This window comes from Sphingobium sp. TomMM35A (genome assembly GCF_054771735.1).
Genome location: NZ_BSRC01000001.1, coordinates 1,354,002 through 1,369,568 on the forward strand (window position 1 = coordinate 1,354,002; position 15,567 = coordinate 1,369,568).

The window sequence follows — 15,567 nt, forward strand, 5'->3', positions numbered from 1 at the left end:
CGACGGAACGGGATGTGAAGGGAGGGGACAGGAAAGATGTCGGCGCCAACACCCCGCATTCGGGCGTGACTGGCAACGCCTCCCGCAAGCGGCGCTCTGCCCCTGCCAAGGGGGACGGGAACGTCGCCAATGTGCTGCGCTCTGTATACCAGCGCGCCGTGGACGAAGACATTCCTGCCGAGATGCTCGACCTTCTTAGAAAGCTGGATTAAGCATCGGCCTTGAGGGTCGCCGAATTGGCGTGTCCTGGGCGGAGGGCAGATTGGTGCTTTTCGATACTGGCACAGGTGCGGAGCAAGGCGATTTGGCATTGACTGAGATCGCTGAAATTCCTGATCCCAAACGGGTCAACGCACATCTGATCATCGCATGAACGGGGCGGCTGCGTCCCAACCAGTTGATTGCTCATGCGCAACTTAAACAGCCTGATCCAGTCCACCGGCGTCAAGATGTTCCTCATCCTGACCCTGGCGCTCTTACCTCTGGGCCTCATTGCGCTTGTAGCTTCGCTTCAGGCGATCCGCACTTCCGATCTGGAGAAGGAAGCGCTGCTTCGTGTGTCTGTGACACAGAGCGCACGCAAGCTAACCGAAGATCTGGCTTCCGATCGAACCGCTTTGATGCTGACCGCCAACGCGCTGTCGACCGGCAGCGAAGGGCCGGAAATGTGTCAGCGGCTTTCCATTTTCCTGACCTCCCACGATCGGGAAGGCGGCCGCTACTATATCTACAATCGCGAAGGCGAGCGTATTTGCGGGTCTTCTCAGCCTGAACCGCGAGGACTCACGAAAACCGCTCGATTCCATGGCGCGCCAGCGATGCTGCTTCCGGCATCTGGCTATCTTGTCAGCCGCGTGGTCAGTGACAACAGGCAAGTCGTTGCGCTTGCCTATTATTCACGTACGTATCTGGAAACGATAGCAAGCCCGACGACAGCCCTGCAAAACCGGCAGCTGAGCCTTCAGCAGGGCGATCACATCTTGGTGGTCAGCCAGCCGTCCAACGACTTGCACGGCAAAAGCACCAGTCTGTCAGCTCGGCTCGATCCGCCGGATATCCTGCTCACCATGACGCTGCGTGACCCGCCGGTGACGCTCGCGCGCATGCTTTCGCTGTTCCTGCCTCTCGTCATGTGGTTCGCGGCGGCGGCGATCGGATGGTTCGTCGTCAACCGCTTGCTGATCCGCCCGCTCGTCGTGCTGAGGCGTACCGTGGCCGCCTATCATCCGGGCGAAGTGCTGGAACCCATGCGCCGCATTCGCACCCCGGCGCAGGAGATCGTGGCACTCGGCGAAACCTTCCGCGAAATCAGCGAGGATGTGGCGACCCATGAGGCCGAGATGGCGGAGGGGCTGGATACTCAGCGCAAACTGACGCGCGAAGTTCATCACCGCGTCAAGAACAACCTCCAGATCATCGCCAGCCTGATCAGCCTGCATGCCCGTGCGGCACATGAACCCGAAGCGGTCGAGGCCTATGCATCAATCCAGCGCCGCGTCGATGCCCTCTCAGTCGTGCACCGCAATCATTATGCGGAGCTGGAGGAGCATCGCGGTGTCGGCGTGCGTTCCCTCGTCAGTGAACTTTCCGCCAGTCTGCGGGGCACGGCTCCCGCGGAAGCACGGCGCTTCGGGATTCAGATCGACAGTGACAATCTTCATATCAGCCAGGATGTGGCCGTGCCGATCGCATTCCTGCTGACGGAATTGGTGGAGTTGGCGATGCTGTCCGATCCCCGGACGGGCATGCGCATATCCGTGCAGCTGGAACCGGGACGTGACGACCGGGCCGTGCTGCATCTGAGTTCCCCCGCGTTGCGCGGATCGGAGCTGATGAGCGCGCGGATCGAAGAACGATATGGGCGCGTACTGACGGGCCTTTCCCGTCAGCTGCGCGCGCCGCTCAACCATGATCCGGTCGCTGGCGATTATGCCATCGCGATCAATGTCATTCCCTAATTCTCAGACCCGCTGATAATCGCGGCGGAAGTCCGATGCGAAGGCTGCGAACCGGGCTTGTGCGATGCTGTCCCGTATCGCCTGCATCAGCGCTTGGTAGAAGTGGATATTGTGCTGCGTCATCAACATGGCGCCGAGCATTTCGCCAGATTTCACCAGATGATGCAGATAGGCGCGGCTCCACGTCCCGCAGACCGGACAGGTGCAGCGCGGATCGAGCGGCGAAAGATCCTCGGCAAAACGCGCGTTGCGGATGTTGAGCGGGCCTGCCCAGGTGAAGGCCTGACCATTGCGGCCGCTGCGGGTCGGCAGAACACAATCGAACATGTCGATGCCGCGTTCGACAGCCCCTACGATGTCGTCGGGCTTGCCCACGCCCATCAGATAACGCGGCTTGTCGCTCGGCAGCATGCCGGGTGCGTAATCGAGGCATGCGAACATGGCCTCCTGCCCCTCCCCTACCGCCAGGCCGCCTACGGCATATCCGTCAAAACCGATTTCGGTCAGCTTCTGCGCAGAAATGCGCCTAAGATTTTCGTCGAGCGATCCCTGCTGAATGCCGAAAAGCGCCGCTCGTTCGGCATGTTCACCACCGGCATCGAAACCGTCACGAGATCGCTTTGCCCAGCGCATGGATCGCTCCATGCTGTGCGCCGCCTCATCATGGGTGCAGCCGTTTTTCGTGCACTCGTCGAAGGCCATGACAATGTCGCTGTCGAGCAGACGCTGGATCTCCATCGAACGTTCGGGCGTCAGCATGTGACGGGAACCGTCGATATGGCTGGCGAAGGCGACGCCATCCTCGCTCATTCTGGTGAGCGCGGACAGGCTCATGACCTGATAGCCGCCGCTGTCGGTCAGGATCGGCCGGTCCCAACCCATGAATCCGTGCAAGCCTCCCAGCCGAGCGACCCGCTCCGCGCCCGGACGAAGCATCAGATGATAGGTGTTGCCGAGGATGATATCAGCGCCGGTGGCGCGGACCTCGGCCGGGCGCATCGCCTTGACCGTGGCGGCGGTGCCAACCGGCATGAAGGCAGGCGTCCGGATTTCGCCGCGGCGCATCTGAATCGCGCCCGTGCGGGCCTTGCCGTCGGTTGCGGCGATCGTGAAGGAAAAGCGGGATTGAGTCACGTTGCGCGCTCTAGAACATCGCGCGGACAAGAGGGAACCGCTTTTTATCGATTTGCCGCCCGGATCAGCCCGCCTTGCGCAAACCGTCGAAGGCAACCACCGCGTCGATGTCAAAGCCCTTCACCCGGCGGTAATTGCCGATGAAGCAAAGGCAATCGGCAGCGATGTTGAGGCGCCAGTTTTTCCCCTCTTCATCATGAAGCAGGAGCGTCACAATCTGGGGATCGGTGCGATGTCTGTCCATGCACCATGTCATAATTAATAAAGGTTAACAAAGACCTGACAACAAAATCGCCTGAAACTTACTTAACGCCCTTTGTTGCATTAATGCAACGTTAACCGTGATGGGCGCGTCTTTTTGGCGACTTAGCAGCAACAGTACGCAATAAAAAGGGTTAACAAGGCACCGATTGATCCACTGACGGTTGCATCGAAGGAACAATGTTGTTTTCCTCATCATGGATCGAAATGCGGGGGCACAGATGATTGATTCCGGACGGTTTAATCCGGCACGCGATGAGGTGGAGGACGCTTCGCCAATGCACCTGCCTGTCGAAAACATTCACGCCGTTGCCGCTACGGAAGCAGCGCTCCAGGCACGCGAAAGCGGACATTCGATGCTGTTCGACCTGGGTCAGGTCGATGTCACTTTCGATGAACCGATCGACACCCTTTGGGCCTTCATGACCCCGGCGAATCGGCCCAACTATAATCTGCCGATGCTACGCGACATCCGGCTTTGGCAGACAGAGGCCAAGCGGCTGTTCGACGAGGGTATATTGCCGCTCAAATATATGGTGCTTGGTTCCCGCTTTCCCGGCGTCTTCAACCTGGGTGGAGACCTTGAGCTGTTCGCGGCGTGCATCGAGCGCGGCGACTTGCCCGGCCTGGTTAAATATGGTCATGCGTGCATCGATGTGGTTCATCGTGCATGGCGCAATGCCGACATGCCGCTCATCTCCATCGCCTTGGCGCAGGGCGATGCCCTGGGGGGCGGGTTTGAGGCTCTTCTTTGTTTCGATGTCGTCGTCGCGGAGAGAAGCGCTCGTTTCGGCCTTCCCGAAATGCTCTTCGGCCTCTTCCCCGGAATGGGGGCCTATTCCATCCTGGCGCGGAAGCTGGGACGCCGGATGGCAGAGCGCATGATCCTGTCCGGCAAGGTCTACACCGCCGAAGAAATGTACGACATGGGCGTCGTCACTATCCTTGCCGAGGATGGCGAAGGCGAGCAGGCCGTGCGTGACTATATCATCGGCAACCGTCCGCACCATGCCGGCCATGTCGGCGTCTTCGAAGCCGGACGCCGCGTCGATCCGCTCGATTATGCCGAGCTGAAGGACATCGTTGAAAATTGGGCGGCGACGGCGCTCAAGCTCGATCCGAAGGATCTGCGGATGATGCGGCGCCTTGCCTCGGCGCAGACACGGCTGACCAAGTAGGTGGTCAGGCTCGGCGGCGGTTCTGCATCAACGTGACAACGTTGCTCTTCTCACGTTTCATGTCGGCCATCATCGTGAGCAGATCTTCGGCAGGCATGGGGCGGCTCAGAACAAAGCCTTGCACATTGCTGAAGCCCAGCTCGCGCGCATAGCGCAGCTGTTCTTCCGTCTCGATGCCCTCCGCCACGGTTTCCACGTCAAGTGAGTGCGCCAGATATGCGACGGATTGGGCGATGGCGCGGTCGCGCCCTTCTTCGCCGACACTTCGCATGAAGCTTTGATCGACCTTGAGCGTATCGAACGCATAATCACGCAGATAGCCGAGCGAGGAATAGCCTGTTCCGAAATCGTCCAAGGCAAGACGTAGTCCAATACGCTGCAGCTCTGACAGGATCAGGCTGGTTCGGCCGCTATCTTCCAGGAAGATCGATTCGGTCACTTCCAGTTCGAGCCGCTTGGCTTTCAAGCCCGATCCCATGAGCGCAGCGATGACCGCGCGCGGAAGCCCGTCGCTCTTGATGAGCGCGGGCGAGATATTGACGGCGACGCGGACATGTTCCTCCCACTGCATCGCATCCCGGCACGCTTGTTCCAGCGCCCAGGCGGTTATCGGCTCGATGAGAGAGCAGCTTTCCGCCACCGGAATGAACTCGGCCGGTGAAATGCGGCCCATGGTTGGATGATCCCACCGCATCAGCGCTTCGCAGATGGCGATCTTGCCAGTGACCGTGTCGAATATCGGCTGGTAGTGCAACAAAAGTTCGCCATTTGCCATGGCGCTGCGAAGGCCCATCTCCAACTCATAGGTACGATTTTGCCGCTCTTTCATGGCCCAGTCGAAATGGGCATGGCGGTTCCGTCCCGCACGCTTTGCCTGATACAGCGCCATATCGGCATGTTGCAGCAACTCTTCGCTGTCGCACCCATCCTCGGGCGCGACAGCGATGCCCATCGATGCCGTGACCGTCAGATGATAGCCGCTGACATCGAAGTCATGGCCGAACTCAGCCATCACATCGTGCGCAATCTCCCCGGCCACGGCGCGATCGGCCCCGGGGCATATCAGGATGAACTCATCTCCGCCGAAGCGAGCGACATGGCCGCGACCGTCCAGCGCGTGCGAAAGACGCGCCGCGACGGTGCAGAGCAATTGATCGCCGATGATGTGCCCCAGCGAATCATTTATTTCCTTGAAGCGATCAAGATCCATCCAGAAGACGGCCATCGAATCCTGATCGGACCGGCGTTTGTCGAACAGTTCGCGCAACCGCATCTGCATCGCCATGCGGTTTTCCACGCCGGTCAGGCTGTCGAACCGCGCCAGCCTCTCGAACTTGGTGGCCAACTGCGATTTCTCGTAATTGCCCTGCAACGCTTCGACGACGATCCGGTGGGTCGTGCGGGTGATTTCCGCCATGGCGAAAATCATCAGGAACAACATCGTCGCCAGCACCCAATAGCCCAGCCCACCCGCGATGCAGAGGCCGAGCGAGGTCGGAAGCAGCGCAAAGCAGGTCTGGCCAACCGCGATATGCACACGCCCGGCATTGCGTCCGGCAATGCCGCCTGAATAGGCCGCGACAAGGCAGACGCTTAAAATATGCAGCGACGCGTCTCCGGTTAAGATGAGCGTCGAGAAAGCGAGCAGACCGAGCAATGCGGCATAGCCCCACGCGCCCAGTTCATAGGCCAGGCCCCAGGCTTGCTGCGTTGGCCCCTCATGATGAGCCAGCTGCCGCAGAAAGTAGACGGCAGAGATGGATCGGCTGACCGCGACCAGGAAAATCAAGGTCGCGATCGTCGTGATTTCGGCCCGGCCAGCATGGTAGGCGACGACGAAGCTGAGCGCTCCGCCAGCCAAGGCGCCGATCATCAACGATGCAGGTGACGCGTAGAGCGATTTGACAAGGCTGTCCTGCACCTCAGCGCTTTGCTGAGTATCGGGCGCAAGATGCGCGCGCAGTTTTGCGCTCCAATGATGGAAGAGGCACGACACGTCTCCGCCACCTTTGGCTAAACATGATTTCCATTTGGTAAATTTGGAAGGGGAAGATGCCCAAAATGGAGCTATCGGGTGGCGCCCGAAGTGGGTCGATAGTTCAGGTTTGGGCTGAGCTTTGCGCTTGAGATGCCGACTTCCGCTGGCATGACGAAGGCCGGGAATGATCGGAGGCTGAAAATTTCTCCAGCCGACAATGAAAGGGCCGGTGGATTGCTCCCCGGCCCTTCCCTGTTCGCTTGAGCGAGGGACTTTGCCATCGCGATCGAACCACAGCCGGGCCGAAGCCCGACTGTTACGATCGCTTTAGAAGTCCATGCCGCCCATGCCACCCATGCCGCCGCCAGGCATGCCCATCGGCGCCTTGTCGTCGGCGGGCAGTTCAGCGATCGTCGCTTCGGTGGTGATCAGCAGGCCAGCGACCGAAGCCGCGTCCTGCAGAGCAGCGCGAACGACCTTGGTAGGATCGATGACGCCAGCGGCGACAAGGTTCTCATAGGTGTCGGTCGCGGCGTTGAAGCCCTTGGTCTCATCATTTTCGCGCAGCAGGTTGCCAGCGACAACGGCGCCATCAACGCCCGCATTCTGGGCGATCTGGCGCAGCGGCGCTTCGATTGCCTTGCGGATGATGTCGATACCACGGGTCTGGTCGTCGTTGGCGCCCTTCAGGCCTTCCAGAGCCTTGGTCGCGTAGAGGAGAGCCGTGCCGCCACCGGGGACGATGCCTTCTTCAACGGCTGCGCGGGTTGCGTGCAGCGCGTCATCGACGCGGTCCTTGCGCTCCTTGACTTCGACTTCCGAAGCACCGCCGACCTTGATGACGGCAACGCCGCCAGCCAGCTTAGCGAGACGCTCCTGCAGCTTTTCGCGGTCGTAGTCGGACGTGGTCGTCTCGATCTGCGCGCGGATCTGCTCGGTGCGGCCCTTGATCGATTCGGCATCACCAGCGCCATCGACGATGGTGGTGTTGTCCTTGTCGATGGTGACGCGCTTGGCGGTGCCGAGCATGCCGAGCGTGACGTTCTCAAGCTTGATGCCGAGGTCTTCGGAGATGACTTCGCCCTTGGTGAGGACGGCGATATCTTCCAGCATGGCCTTGCGGCGGTCACCGAAGCCAGGCGCCTTGACCGCAGCGACCTTCAGGCCACCACGCAGCTTGTTGACGACCAGGGTCGCCAGCGCTTCGCCTTCGATGTCTTCCGCGATGATGAGGAGCGGACGGCCCGACTGCACCACGGCTTCGAGGATCGGCAGGATCGACTGCAGGTTCGACAGCTTCTTTTCGTGGATCAGGATGTAGGGGTCAGCGAGTTCGACCTGCATCTTTTCCGGGTTGGTGACGAAGTAGGGCGACAGGTAACCGCGGTCGAACTGCATGCCTTCCACGACGTCCAGTTCGAAGTCGAGACCCTTGGCCTCTTCCACGGTGATCACGCCTTCCTTGCCGACGCGGTCCATGGCTTCGGCAATCTTCTGGCCGACTTCGACGTCGCCATTGGCCGAGATGATGCCGACCTGAGCGACTTCGTTCGAACCGGCGACCGGCTTCGAGCGAGCCTTGACGTCCTCGATCACCTTGGAGACGGCGAGGTCGATGCCGCGCTTCAGGTCCATCGGGTTGATGCCGGCAGCAACCGACTTCATGCCTTCGCGAACGATGGCCTGAGCCAGAACGGTCGCGGTGGTGGTGCCGTCACCAGCGATGTCGTTGGTCTTCGAAGCGACTTCGCGGACCATCTGGGCGCCCATATTCTCGAACTTGTCCTTCAGTTCGATTTCCTTGGCGACGCTGACGCCATCCTTGGTGATGCGGGGCGCGCCGAAGCTCTTGTCGATGACGACGTTGCGGCCCTTGGGGCCCAGGGTCACCTTGACCGCGTCGGCCAGGATGTCGACGCCGCGCAGGATGCGCTCACGAGCGTCACGCGAAAACTTTACGTCCTTCGCTGCCATGATCTTTTACCTCTCTTTGAGAATTGCAAATCTTGCGAAGTTCACACCGTTCTGAGTGGCTGAAATCCGCGGGAAATTGGAATAGCGGTCCGGTTCGCAGCTTTACGCAACGAACCCGAGCCCGTCGCCTTTAGGCGACAACGCCCAGGATGTCCGATTCCTTCATGATCAGCAGGTCTTCGCCGTCGACCTTCACTTCCGTGCCCGACCACTTGCCGAACAGGATGCGGTCACCAGCCTTGACGTCCAGCGGCGTCACCTTGCCATCTTCAGCCTTCGAGCCGGTGCCGACAGCGACGATTTCGCCTTCCTGCGGCTTTTCCTTGGCGGTGTCGGGGATGATGATGCCACCGGCCGTCTTCTCTTCCGCCTCTACGCGACGGACGAGAACGCGGTCATGCAACGGACGAAATGCCATGTTGAGTACCTTTCCCTCTTTTTGGGATGGGTCGGGCGGGCGATCGCGGGAAAATCCCCCCAGCGAATCTGCCTGATGCCGTTCCTTCTCCCGTATGAACCAGTTGCTGTTAGCACTCCTGGTTAGAGAGTGCCAGCGCTGCGGAATATGGAGCGGTGAAAATAACCGTCAAGACAAGGAGGCATATTTTTTTAGGATTGAAGGCCCCTTCAGAGCCCGGCGGCGTTGTTGCGCCTGATCGATGGCTTTGTCACGCGCGGAGCGCCAGCTTGCGGGATTGTTGCGACTATCGCCTTGCCGTTGCCGGTGCGCGTTCTTTCATGTCGGCCGCATCCCCACCCTCCTGCCGACGTTGCCTTGGCTAGCAGACCGCAGAAACAGGAGCGAAGGATGCAGTTTTCCACGATCATCGTTGCGATAGACGTCAGCGATCCCGACAATGGCCGGGCGGCGTTGGCGCGGGCCAGCGCGATTGCAGGACCGCAGGGACGGCTGCGGCTGCTCTATGTCCGCTATCACCTGCCCTCCCGCTATTCAGACCTTTTGGCGGGCGATTTCGATGCGCGGGAACAGGAGGACGCCTTGGCAGCCATGCGGCAATGGTGCGACGATCTTGGCATCGGCGATGATCAGGTGGAAATAGCGACGCGGCGCGGCCGTGTTCGCGACGAAGTGCTGGCAGAGGCCGAACGGCAAGGCGCCGACCTGATCGTCATCGGATCGCATCAACCATCGCTATCTTCAAAGCTGCTGGGATCGAACGCGTCGGCCATCGTCCACCAGTCGCCTGTCAGCGTGCTGGTCGTGCGGGCATAGACCGGATCGGTAAAACGGGCGGGACGAGCGGTTGCGGCGCGCCGTTCAACTTCCTACCTGCGAGGCGACATCGCACCGTGGGAGAAATCGCCTAATGACCGACAGCTATACTCCGCCCCGGGTCTGGACATGGGACAAGGATAATGGTGGCGCCTTCGCCAACATCAATCGGCCGGTCGCAGGCGCTACCCATGACAAGGCGTTGCCGGTCGGCAAGCATCCATTGCAGCTCTACTCGCTGGGCACGCCCAACGGGCAGAAAGTGACGATCATGCTGGAGGAGCTGCTGGCGGAGGGCCATCACGGCGCGGAATATGACGCCTGGCTGATCAACATCGGCGAAGGCGACCAGTTCGGCAGCGGCTTTGTCTCTGTCAATCCGAACAGCAAGATCCCGGCCCTGATGGACCACAGCGTTTCGCCGCCCCAGCGGGTGTTCGAGTCGGGCGCGATCCTGGTCTATCTGGCCGAGAAGTTCGGGGCGTTCCTGCCTACCGAACCGCCCAAACGCACCGCGACCTTGTCATGGCTGTTCTGGCAGATGGGCAGCGCGCCGTTGCTGGGCGGCGGCTTTGGCCATTTCTTCGCCTATGCGCCTGAAAAGATCGAATATGCCATCAACCGCTACACGATGGAGGTGAAGCGGCAGTTCGACGTGCTGGACCGGCAGCTTGGCGAGAATGAATATGTCGCCGGGGATGAGTTCACGATCGCCGATATCGCGATTTGGCCATGGTATGGCGGGGTGGCGCTGGACCGCACCTATGTTGGCGCTGGCGAATTTCTGGACGTGCAGAGCTATGCCAATGTTCAGCGCTGGGCGAAGCAGGTGGATGCCCGGCCTGCGGTGAAGCGTGGCCGGATCGTCAATCGCGCGAATGGGCCGCTGGAAGAGCAGCTGCATGAGCGGCATGATGCGAGTGATTTCGATACGAAGACGCAGGACAAGGTTCAGGCGGCGGGTTGACTCCGACAGCATCCCTTGCGTCACCCTGCGAAGCTGGGGTCTCCTTCGTCTTGCGCCCTATCCTCCTGAGATTCCCAGCATTCGCTGGGATGACGGATCTGGTCAGAGTCGCCCCCTACCCCGCTGCCTTCACGATTTCTGCCCAGGCCGCTTCATCGATCACCGGGATTCCCAGGGCCGCAGCCTGTTTCAGCTTCGATCCGGCGCCGGGCCCGGCCACCACAAGATCCGTCTTGGCGCTGACCGATCCTGCCGCTTTTGCACCCAGCCGTTCCGCCTGCGCCTTGGCCTCATCGCGGCTCATCGTTTCGAGCTTGCCGGTGAAGACGACCGTCTTGCCGGTCACTTCGCTGGCGGTGGTTTCGACTACATAATCGGGGGGCGACACTTCGGACAGCAGGTCGTCCCAAACCTCTCGATTATGGGGTTCGTGGAAGAAATCGGCGAGCGCATGACCAACGGCGGAGCCCACATTTTCAACGCCGATCATCTCCGCGATCGCCTTGTCCAGCCGGTTGCGGAAGCGTGCTTCCTCCTCGCCTTCAGCGGCGGTGCTGCTGTCGCGCAGGGCTATGATGTCTTGCCCCAACGCCCTGATGCCGGGCAGGCTGGTATAGCGTTTGAGCAGGTCGCGGGCGGTGACGGCGCCGATATGGCGGATGCCTAAGCCAAAGAGAAGGCGCGCGGCGTCCGGCTGGCGCTTCGCCTCGATCGCGGTGAGCAGGTTGTCGACGGACTTTTCCTTCCATCCCTCTTTTCCCAGCAGCGCGGCGCGATGCTGTTTGAGGCGGAAGATGTCGGCCGGTTCGGTGATCCAGCCAAGGTCGAGAAATTCCTGGATCGTCTTCTCGCCTAGCCCTTCGATATCGAGCGCGCCACGGCTGACGAAATGGCGGAGCCTTTCGAAGCGCTGTGCGCCGCAGATGAGGCCACCGGTGCAGCGGATATCGACCTCGCCTTCTTCGCGCACGGCTTCCGATCCGCAGACGGGGCAATGATTGGGGAAGATGAAGGGCGCGCGCTCTTCGTCGCGGGTGAGGTTGTCGACCACCTGCGGGATGACGTCGCCCGCGCGCTGCACCACGATGCGGTCGCCCGGACGGACGCCCAGGCGCTCGATCTCGTCGGCATTGTGCAGCGTCACGTTGGAGACGACGACGCCGCCCACCGTGACGGGGGTCAGCCGTCCGACGGGGGTCAGCTTGCCAGTGCGGCCGACCTGGATATCGATCGCTTCGAGGGTGGTTTGCGCGCGTTCGGCAGGGAATTTGTGCGCGATCGCCCAACGCGGCGCCTTCGCGACAAAGCCAAGGCGTTGCTGCCAGTCGAGCCTGTCGACCTTGTAGACGACGCCGTCTATGTCGAATGGAAGGTCGGCGCGCGCTGCCTCTATCCCGCGATAATGAGCGATCAATGCGTCGAGCGAGTCCACGCAGGTGAGCATGTCAGAGACCGGCAGGCCCCAGTTGGAGATCGCCTGCATGACGCCAAGCTGCGTCTCTGCCGGAAGGCTGCTCGCTTCGCCCCAGCCATGGGCGAGAAAGCGCAGCGGGCGGCTGGCGGTGACGGATGGGTCCTTCTGCCGCAGCGATCCCGCCGCGGCGTTGCGCGGGTTTGCGAACTGCCGCGCCTTTTCCGGGTCCTCCGTCTCGGCGAGCAGCCGCTGGTTGAGCGCGACGAAGTCGGCCTTCGCCATGTAGACTTCGCCCCGTATCTCGAACAGGTCGGGCAGATTTCCCCCGGTCAGGCGATCGGGAATGTCGCTGATGGTGCGGACATTGGCGGTGACATCCTCACCGGTCGTGCCGTCGCCACGGGTCGCGGCGAGGCGCAGTTCCCCCTTTTCGTAGCGGAGCGAACAGGACAGGCCGTCGATCTTCGGTTCGGCGGTCAGGGCGACGGGCTCCCCGTCCGGCAGCGCGAGGAAACGGCGGACGCGGGCAATGAACTCGGCAATGTCCTCGTCCGAAAAGCCGTTGTCGAGGCTCATCATGCGGACCGCATGCTGGACCTTCTTCAATCCCGAAGTGGGTGCCGCGCCGACCTGGGCATTAGGGGAATCCGCCCTGACAAGCTGCGGAAACCCAGCCTCCAGCGCGTTATTCTCGCGGATCAGCGCGTCATAGGCGGCGTCAGTGATCTCGGGCTGGTCCTGATCATGGTAGAGCCGATTGTGCCGGGCAATTTCCCTGGCGAGCCGCATCAGGCGATTGGCGGCTTCCGCTTCGGTCATCTGGGTCGGGTCGATCGAGTCACTCATAACTGCTCCATCCCCGTTCAGGGCGGGCTTGTCGAGACGCTTGCTCGATGGCAGCGTCAGACTTCGAGCAGCCGATCCGCCTGCGCCCTTGCCTCTGCGGTGATCTCCGCGCCGGAGAGCATGCGGGCAATCTCCTCCCGCCGCTCGCCATCGCTGAGCGCATGGACGCCGGTGCGAGTGACCGTGCCGTCGCTGGCCTTGGCGATCAGCATATGGCCAGCGCCGCGCGCCGCGACCTGCGGGCTGTGGGTAACGACCAGGATCTGGTTGCTCTGCGCCAAGCGCGCGAGACGGTCGCCGATGGCCGATGCCACCGCGCCGCCGACGCCCCGGTCGATCTCGTCGAAGATCAGCGTGTCCGCCCCGCCCCGCTCCGCCAGCGCGACCTTCAGCGCAAGGATGAAGCGCGACAGTTCGCCTCCGCTAGCGATCTTCACCAAGGGTGCGAAGGGCGCGCCGGGATTGGTGGAAATCTCGAACTCCACCCGGTCCATGCCCTGCGCGCTCCATTGCCCTTCATCGAGCGTGGCAACGGTGGTGCGGAAGCGTGCAGCGTCGAGCTTAAGGGGCGCAAGTTCCGCTGCCACAGCCGCGTCGAGCCGCGCGGCGGCGTCCTTGCGCTGGGCGGAGAGCGTCTGGGCAGCGTCGCGATAGGCGGCGGCGGTGGCGGCGACATCGGCTTCCAGCGCAGCGATATGCTCCTCCCCACCCTCGATGGCGGCCAGCTTTGCCGCCATGTCGTCGCGCAGGGCGGCGAGGTCATCGGCGGCGACCTGATGCTTGCGCGCCAGCCCGCGCAGGTCGAACAGGCGCGTTTCGATGGCATCGAGGCGCGCGGGATCGAAGCTGAGCGCATCGGCGGCGCTCGCCAGCCGATCCTCCGCCTCGCCCGCTTCGATCACGGCGCGGTCGAGGGCGGCGAGCACTTCGGCGAGCGGCTCATATTCGCTGACCATGCGATCGAGCCGCCGCGCCGCCTGCCGCAGTTGCGCCAGCCCGCCGTCGGAGCCGGTGAGGCATTCGGTCACGGCCGACAGATCATCGGCGAGACGCGCGCCCTTCTGCATGGTGGCGCGTTCCTCGGCCAGCGCCGCTTCTTCGCCGGGTTCAGGGCCGAAACGCGACAACTCTTCAACCGCGTGCGTCAGATAGTCGCGGTCGCGCGCCGCCACCTCTACCGCCGCGCGGCTTCCGGCGAGCCGGTCGGCTGCCTCGCGCCAGGCGGCGTATGCCCTGGCGACTGACGCGCTGTCGCAGCGGCCATAGGCGTCCAGCAGCTGGCGATGCCCGCGCGGGTTGAGCAGCCCGCGATCATCATGCTGCCCGTGGATTTCGACGAGCGTGCCGCCAAGGTCGCGGAGCAAGGCGGCTGAGCAGGCCTGATCATTGACGAACGCACGGCTGCCCCCGTCAGCCTTAAGCGTGCGGCGGATGATGAGCGGTTCGCCCGGGTCCAGTTCGATGCCGTTGCTGGCGAGCAGCTCGGCAGCCCTGTGGTCGGCGCGCGGAATGTCGAAGGTGGCGGTGACGCTCGCCTGCGCCTCTCCGCTGCGGACGAGGCCGCTGTCCGCCCTCGCGCCGAGCGCAAGCCCTAGCGAATCGAGGAGGATGGACTTGCCCGCGCCGGTCTCGCCCGTCAACACGCCAAGGCCCGTGCCGAACTCCAGGTCCAGCGCCTCGATCAGGACGACGTTGCGGATGGAAAGATTGGTCAGCAATGCGGCCGATCTCCAAACGTCATCCCAGCTGACGCTGGGATCTCGTGCCGCCGGGCCGTGCCCAATGGCCTGAGACCCCAGCTTTCGCTGGGGTGACGGTAAATCGGCAGTTACGCCTTGCCGCCATGTTCCCGCATGAGCTTGTAGCTGCGCTCATACCATTTGGAGCCGGGATAATTTCGGCCCAGGACCGCCGCAGCCTTTTGCGCTTCTGCGGGGATGCCGAGCGACAGATAGCTTTCGACCAGGCGCTCCAGCGCTTCGGGCGTGTGGGTGGTCGTCTGATATTTGTCGATGACGGTGCGGAAACGCAATGTAGCCGCCAGCCACTGCCCACGGCGCTGGTAGAAACGGCCTACTTCCATCTCCTTGCCCGCAAGGTGATCATTGACCAGATCGAGCTTCAGCCGGGCATCGGCGGCGTAGCGGGTGTCGGGATAGCGGCGGATGAGTTCGCCCAGCGAATCCAGCGACTGCTGCGTGATCTTCTGGTCACGGGTGACGTCTGCGATCTGCTCATAATAGCAGAGCGCGATCAGATAATAGGCGTAGGGCGCGTCCTTGTTGCCGGTGTGGATCGCCAGGAAGCGCTGAGACGCGGCGATCGATTCACTATAGTCCTTGTTCATATAATAGCTGAACGCGGACATGAGTTGCGCCCGGCGCGCCCATGGGGAATAGGGATGCTGGCGTTCCACCTCGTCAAACAGGGCGGCGGCCATCTTATACTGGCCGCGATCGAGCCGGTATTTGCCCGCATTGTAGAGCGTGGACACGTCACGGGCGACATATTGGGTGTCGGCCTTGTTCTTCGACGTGGCGCAGCCGGCGAGCAGAGCGGCAAGCAGAAGCGGAGCGGTAGCCGCGCCGATGCGCGTCATGGTTTTCGTCAGCATGGCCGGGTC

The 15,567-nt window shown here is 62.2% G+C and carries 13 protein-coding genes; 5 read left to right on the forward strand and 8 right to left on the reverse strand.

Annotated elements, in window-relative coordinates:
- The first annotated feature begins 14 nt into the window (after positions 1–14).
- Positions 15–212 (forward strand): NepR family anti-sigma factor, encoded by a 198-nt coding sequence (locus tag ACYU8T_RS06700; protein WP_461158901.1) that lies wholly within the window; start codon positions 15–17, stop codon positions 210–212.
- A gap of 195 nt (positions 213–407) precedes the next feature.
- On the forward strand, positions 408–1,958 hold the full coding sequence (locus ACYU8T_RS06705) for a sensor histidine kinase (protein ID WP_255254719.1): 1,551 nt from the start codon (positions 408–410) through the stop codon (positions 1,956–1,958).
- Between the two features lie 3 nt (positions 1,959–1,961).
- On the opposite strand, the gene tgt is transcribed toward ACYU8T_RS06705, so the two are convergent.
- Positions 1,962–3,092 carry a tRNA guanosine(34) transglycosylase Tgt gene (gene tgt / locus ACYU8T_RS06710; protein ID WP_461158902.1) on the reverse strand — a complete coding sequence of 377 codons (1,131 nt, stop codon included), beginning with the start codon at positions 3,090–3,092 and terminating at the stop codon, positions 1,962–1,964.
- A 64-nt stretch (positions 3,093–3,156) separates the two neighbouring features.
- Complete coding sequence (locus ACYU8T_RS06715; protein WP_461158903.1) at positions 3,157–3,336, reverse strand: hypothetical protein; 180 nt, start codon at positions 3,334–3,336, stop codon at positions 3,157–3,159.
- 238 nt (positions 3,337–3,574) lie between these two features.
- Here ACYU8T_RS06715 and ACYU8T_RS06720 point away from each other — a divergent pair, with 238 nt between their 5' ends.
- Positions 3,575–4,531 (forward strand): crotonase/enoyl-CoA hydratase family protein, encoded by a 957-nt coding sequence (locus ACYU8T_RS06720; protein ID WP_461158904.1) that lies wholly within the window; start codon positions 3,575–3,577, stop codon positions 4,529–4,531.
- A 4-nt stretch (positions 4,532–4,535) separates the two neighbouring features.
- On the opposite strand, the gene ACYU8T_RS06725 is transcribed toward ACYU8T_RS06720, so the two are convergent.
- The 3 genes from ACYU8T_RS06725 to groES form a co-directional block, all read right to left on the reverse strand.
- The gene (locus ACYU8T_RS06725; protein WP_247231483.1) at positions 4,536–6,527 is read right to left on the reverse strand and encodes a putative bifunctional diguanylate cyclase/phosphodiesterase; all 1,992 of its coding nucleotides are present in this window, start codon (positions 6,525–6,527) and stop codon (positions 4,536–4,538) included.
- Between the two features lie 309 nt (positions 6,528–6,836).
- Entirely contained in the window at positions 6,837–8,483 is a 1,647-nt protein-coding gene (gene groL, locus ACYU8T_RS06730) for a chaperonin GroEL (protein ID WP_097091333.1), read from the reverse strand.
- Between the two features lie 130 nt (positions 8,484–8,613).
- Positions 8,614–8,901 (reverse strand): co-chaperone GroES, encoded by a 288-nt coding sequence (gene groES / locus ACYU8T_RS06735; RefSeq protein ID WP_022681207.1) that lies wholly within the window; start codon positions 8,899–8,901, stop codon positions 8,614–8,616.
- A gap of 390 nt (positions 8,902–9,291) precedes the next feature.
- Here groES and ACYU8T_RS06740 point away from each other — a divergent pair, with 390 nt between their 5' ends.
- Both ACYU8T_RS06740 and yghU read left to right on the forward strand, forming a co-directional pair.
- Positions 9,292–9,717: a universal stress protein gene (locus tag ACYU8T_RS06740; protein ID WP_201513565.1), complete on the forward strand. Its 426-nt coding sequence runs from the start codon at positions 9,292–9,294 to the stop codon at positions 9,715–9,717.
- Positions 9,718–9,811: 94 nt separating this feature from the next.
- Positions 9,812–10,684 carry a glutathione-dependent disulfide-bond oxidoreductase gene (yghU, locus tag ACYU8T_RS06745; protein WP_461158905.1) on the forward strand — a complete coding sequence of 291 codons (873 nt, stop codon included), beginning with the start codon at positions 9,812–9,814 and terminating at the stop codon, positions 10,682–10,684.
- 115 nt (positions 10,685–10,799) lie between these two features.
- Here the strand turns inward: yghU and ligA are convergent, their stop codons facing one another.
- The 3 genes from ligA to ACYU8T_RS06760 all read right to left on the reverse strand — a co-directional run bounded on the left by ligA (position 10,800) and on the right by ACYU8T_RS06760 (position 15,558).
- A complete protein-coding gene (gene ligA / locus ACYU8T_RS06750; protein ID WP_461158906.1) occupies positions 10,800–12,944 on the reverse strand; it encodes an NAD-dependent DNA ligase LigA in 2,145 nt (714 codons plus the stop codon).
- Between the two features lie 56 nt (positions 12,945–13,000).
- On the reverse strand, positions 13,001–14,662 hold the full coding sequence (recN, locus tag ACYU8T_RS06755; protein ID WP_461158907.1) for a DNA repair protein RecN: 1,662 nt from the start codon (positions 14,660–14,662) through the stop codon (positions 13,001–13,003).
- Between the two features lie 110 nt (positions 14,663–14,772).
- Positions 14,773–15,558: an outer membrane protein assembly factor BamD gene (locus ACYU8T_RS06760; RefSeq protein WP_097092738.1), complete on the reverse strand. Its 786-nt coding sequence runs from the start codon at positions 15,556–15,558 to the stop codon at positions 14,773–14,775.
- Between the last annotated feature and the right edge of the window lie 9 nt (positions 15,559–15,567).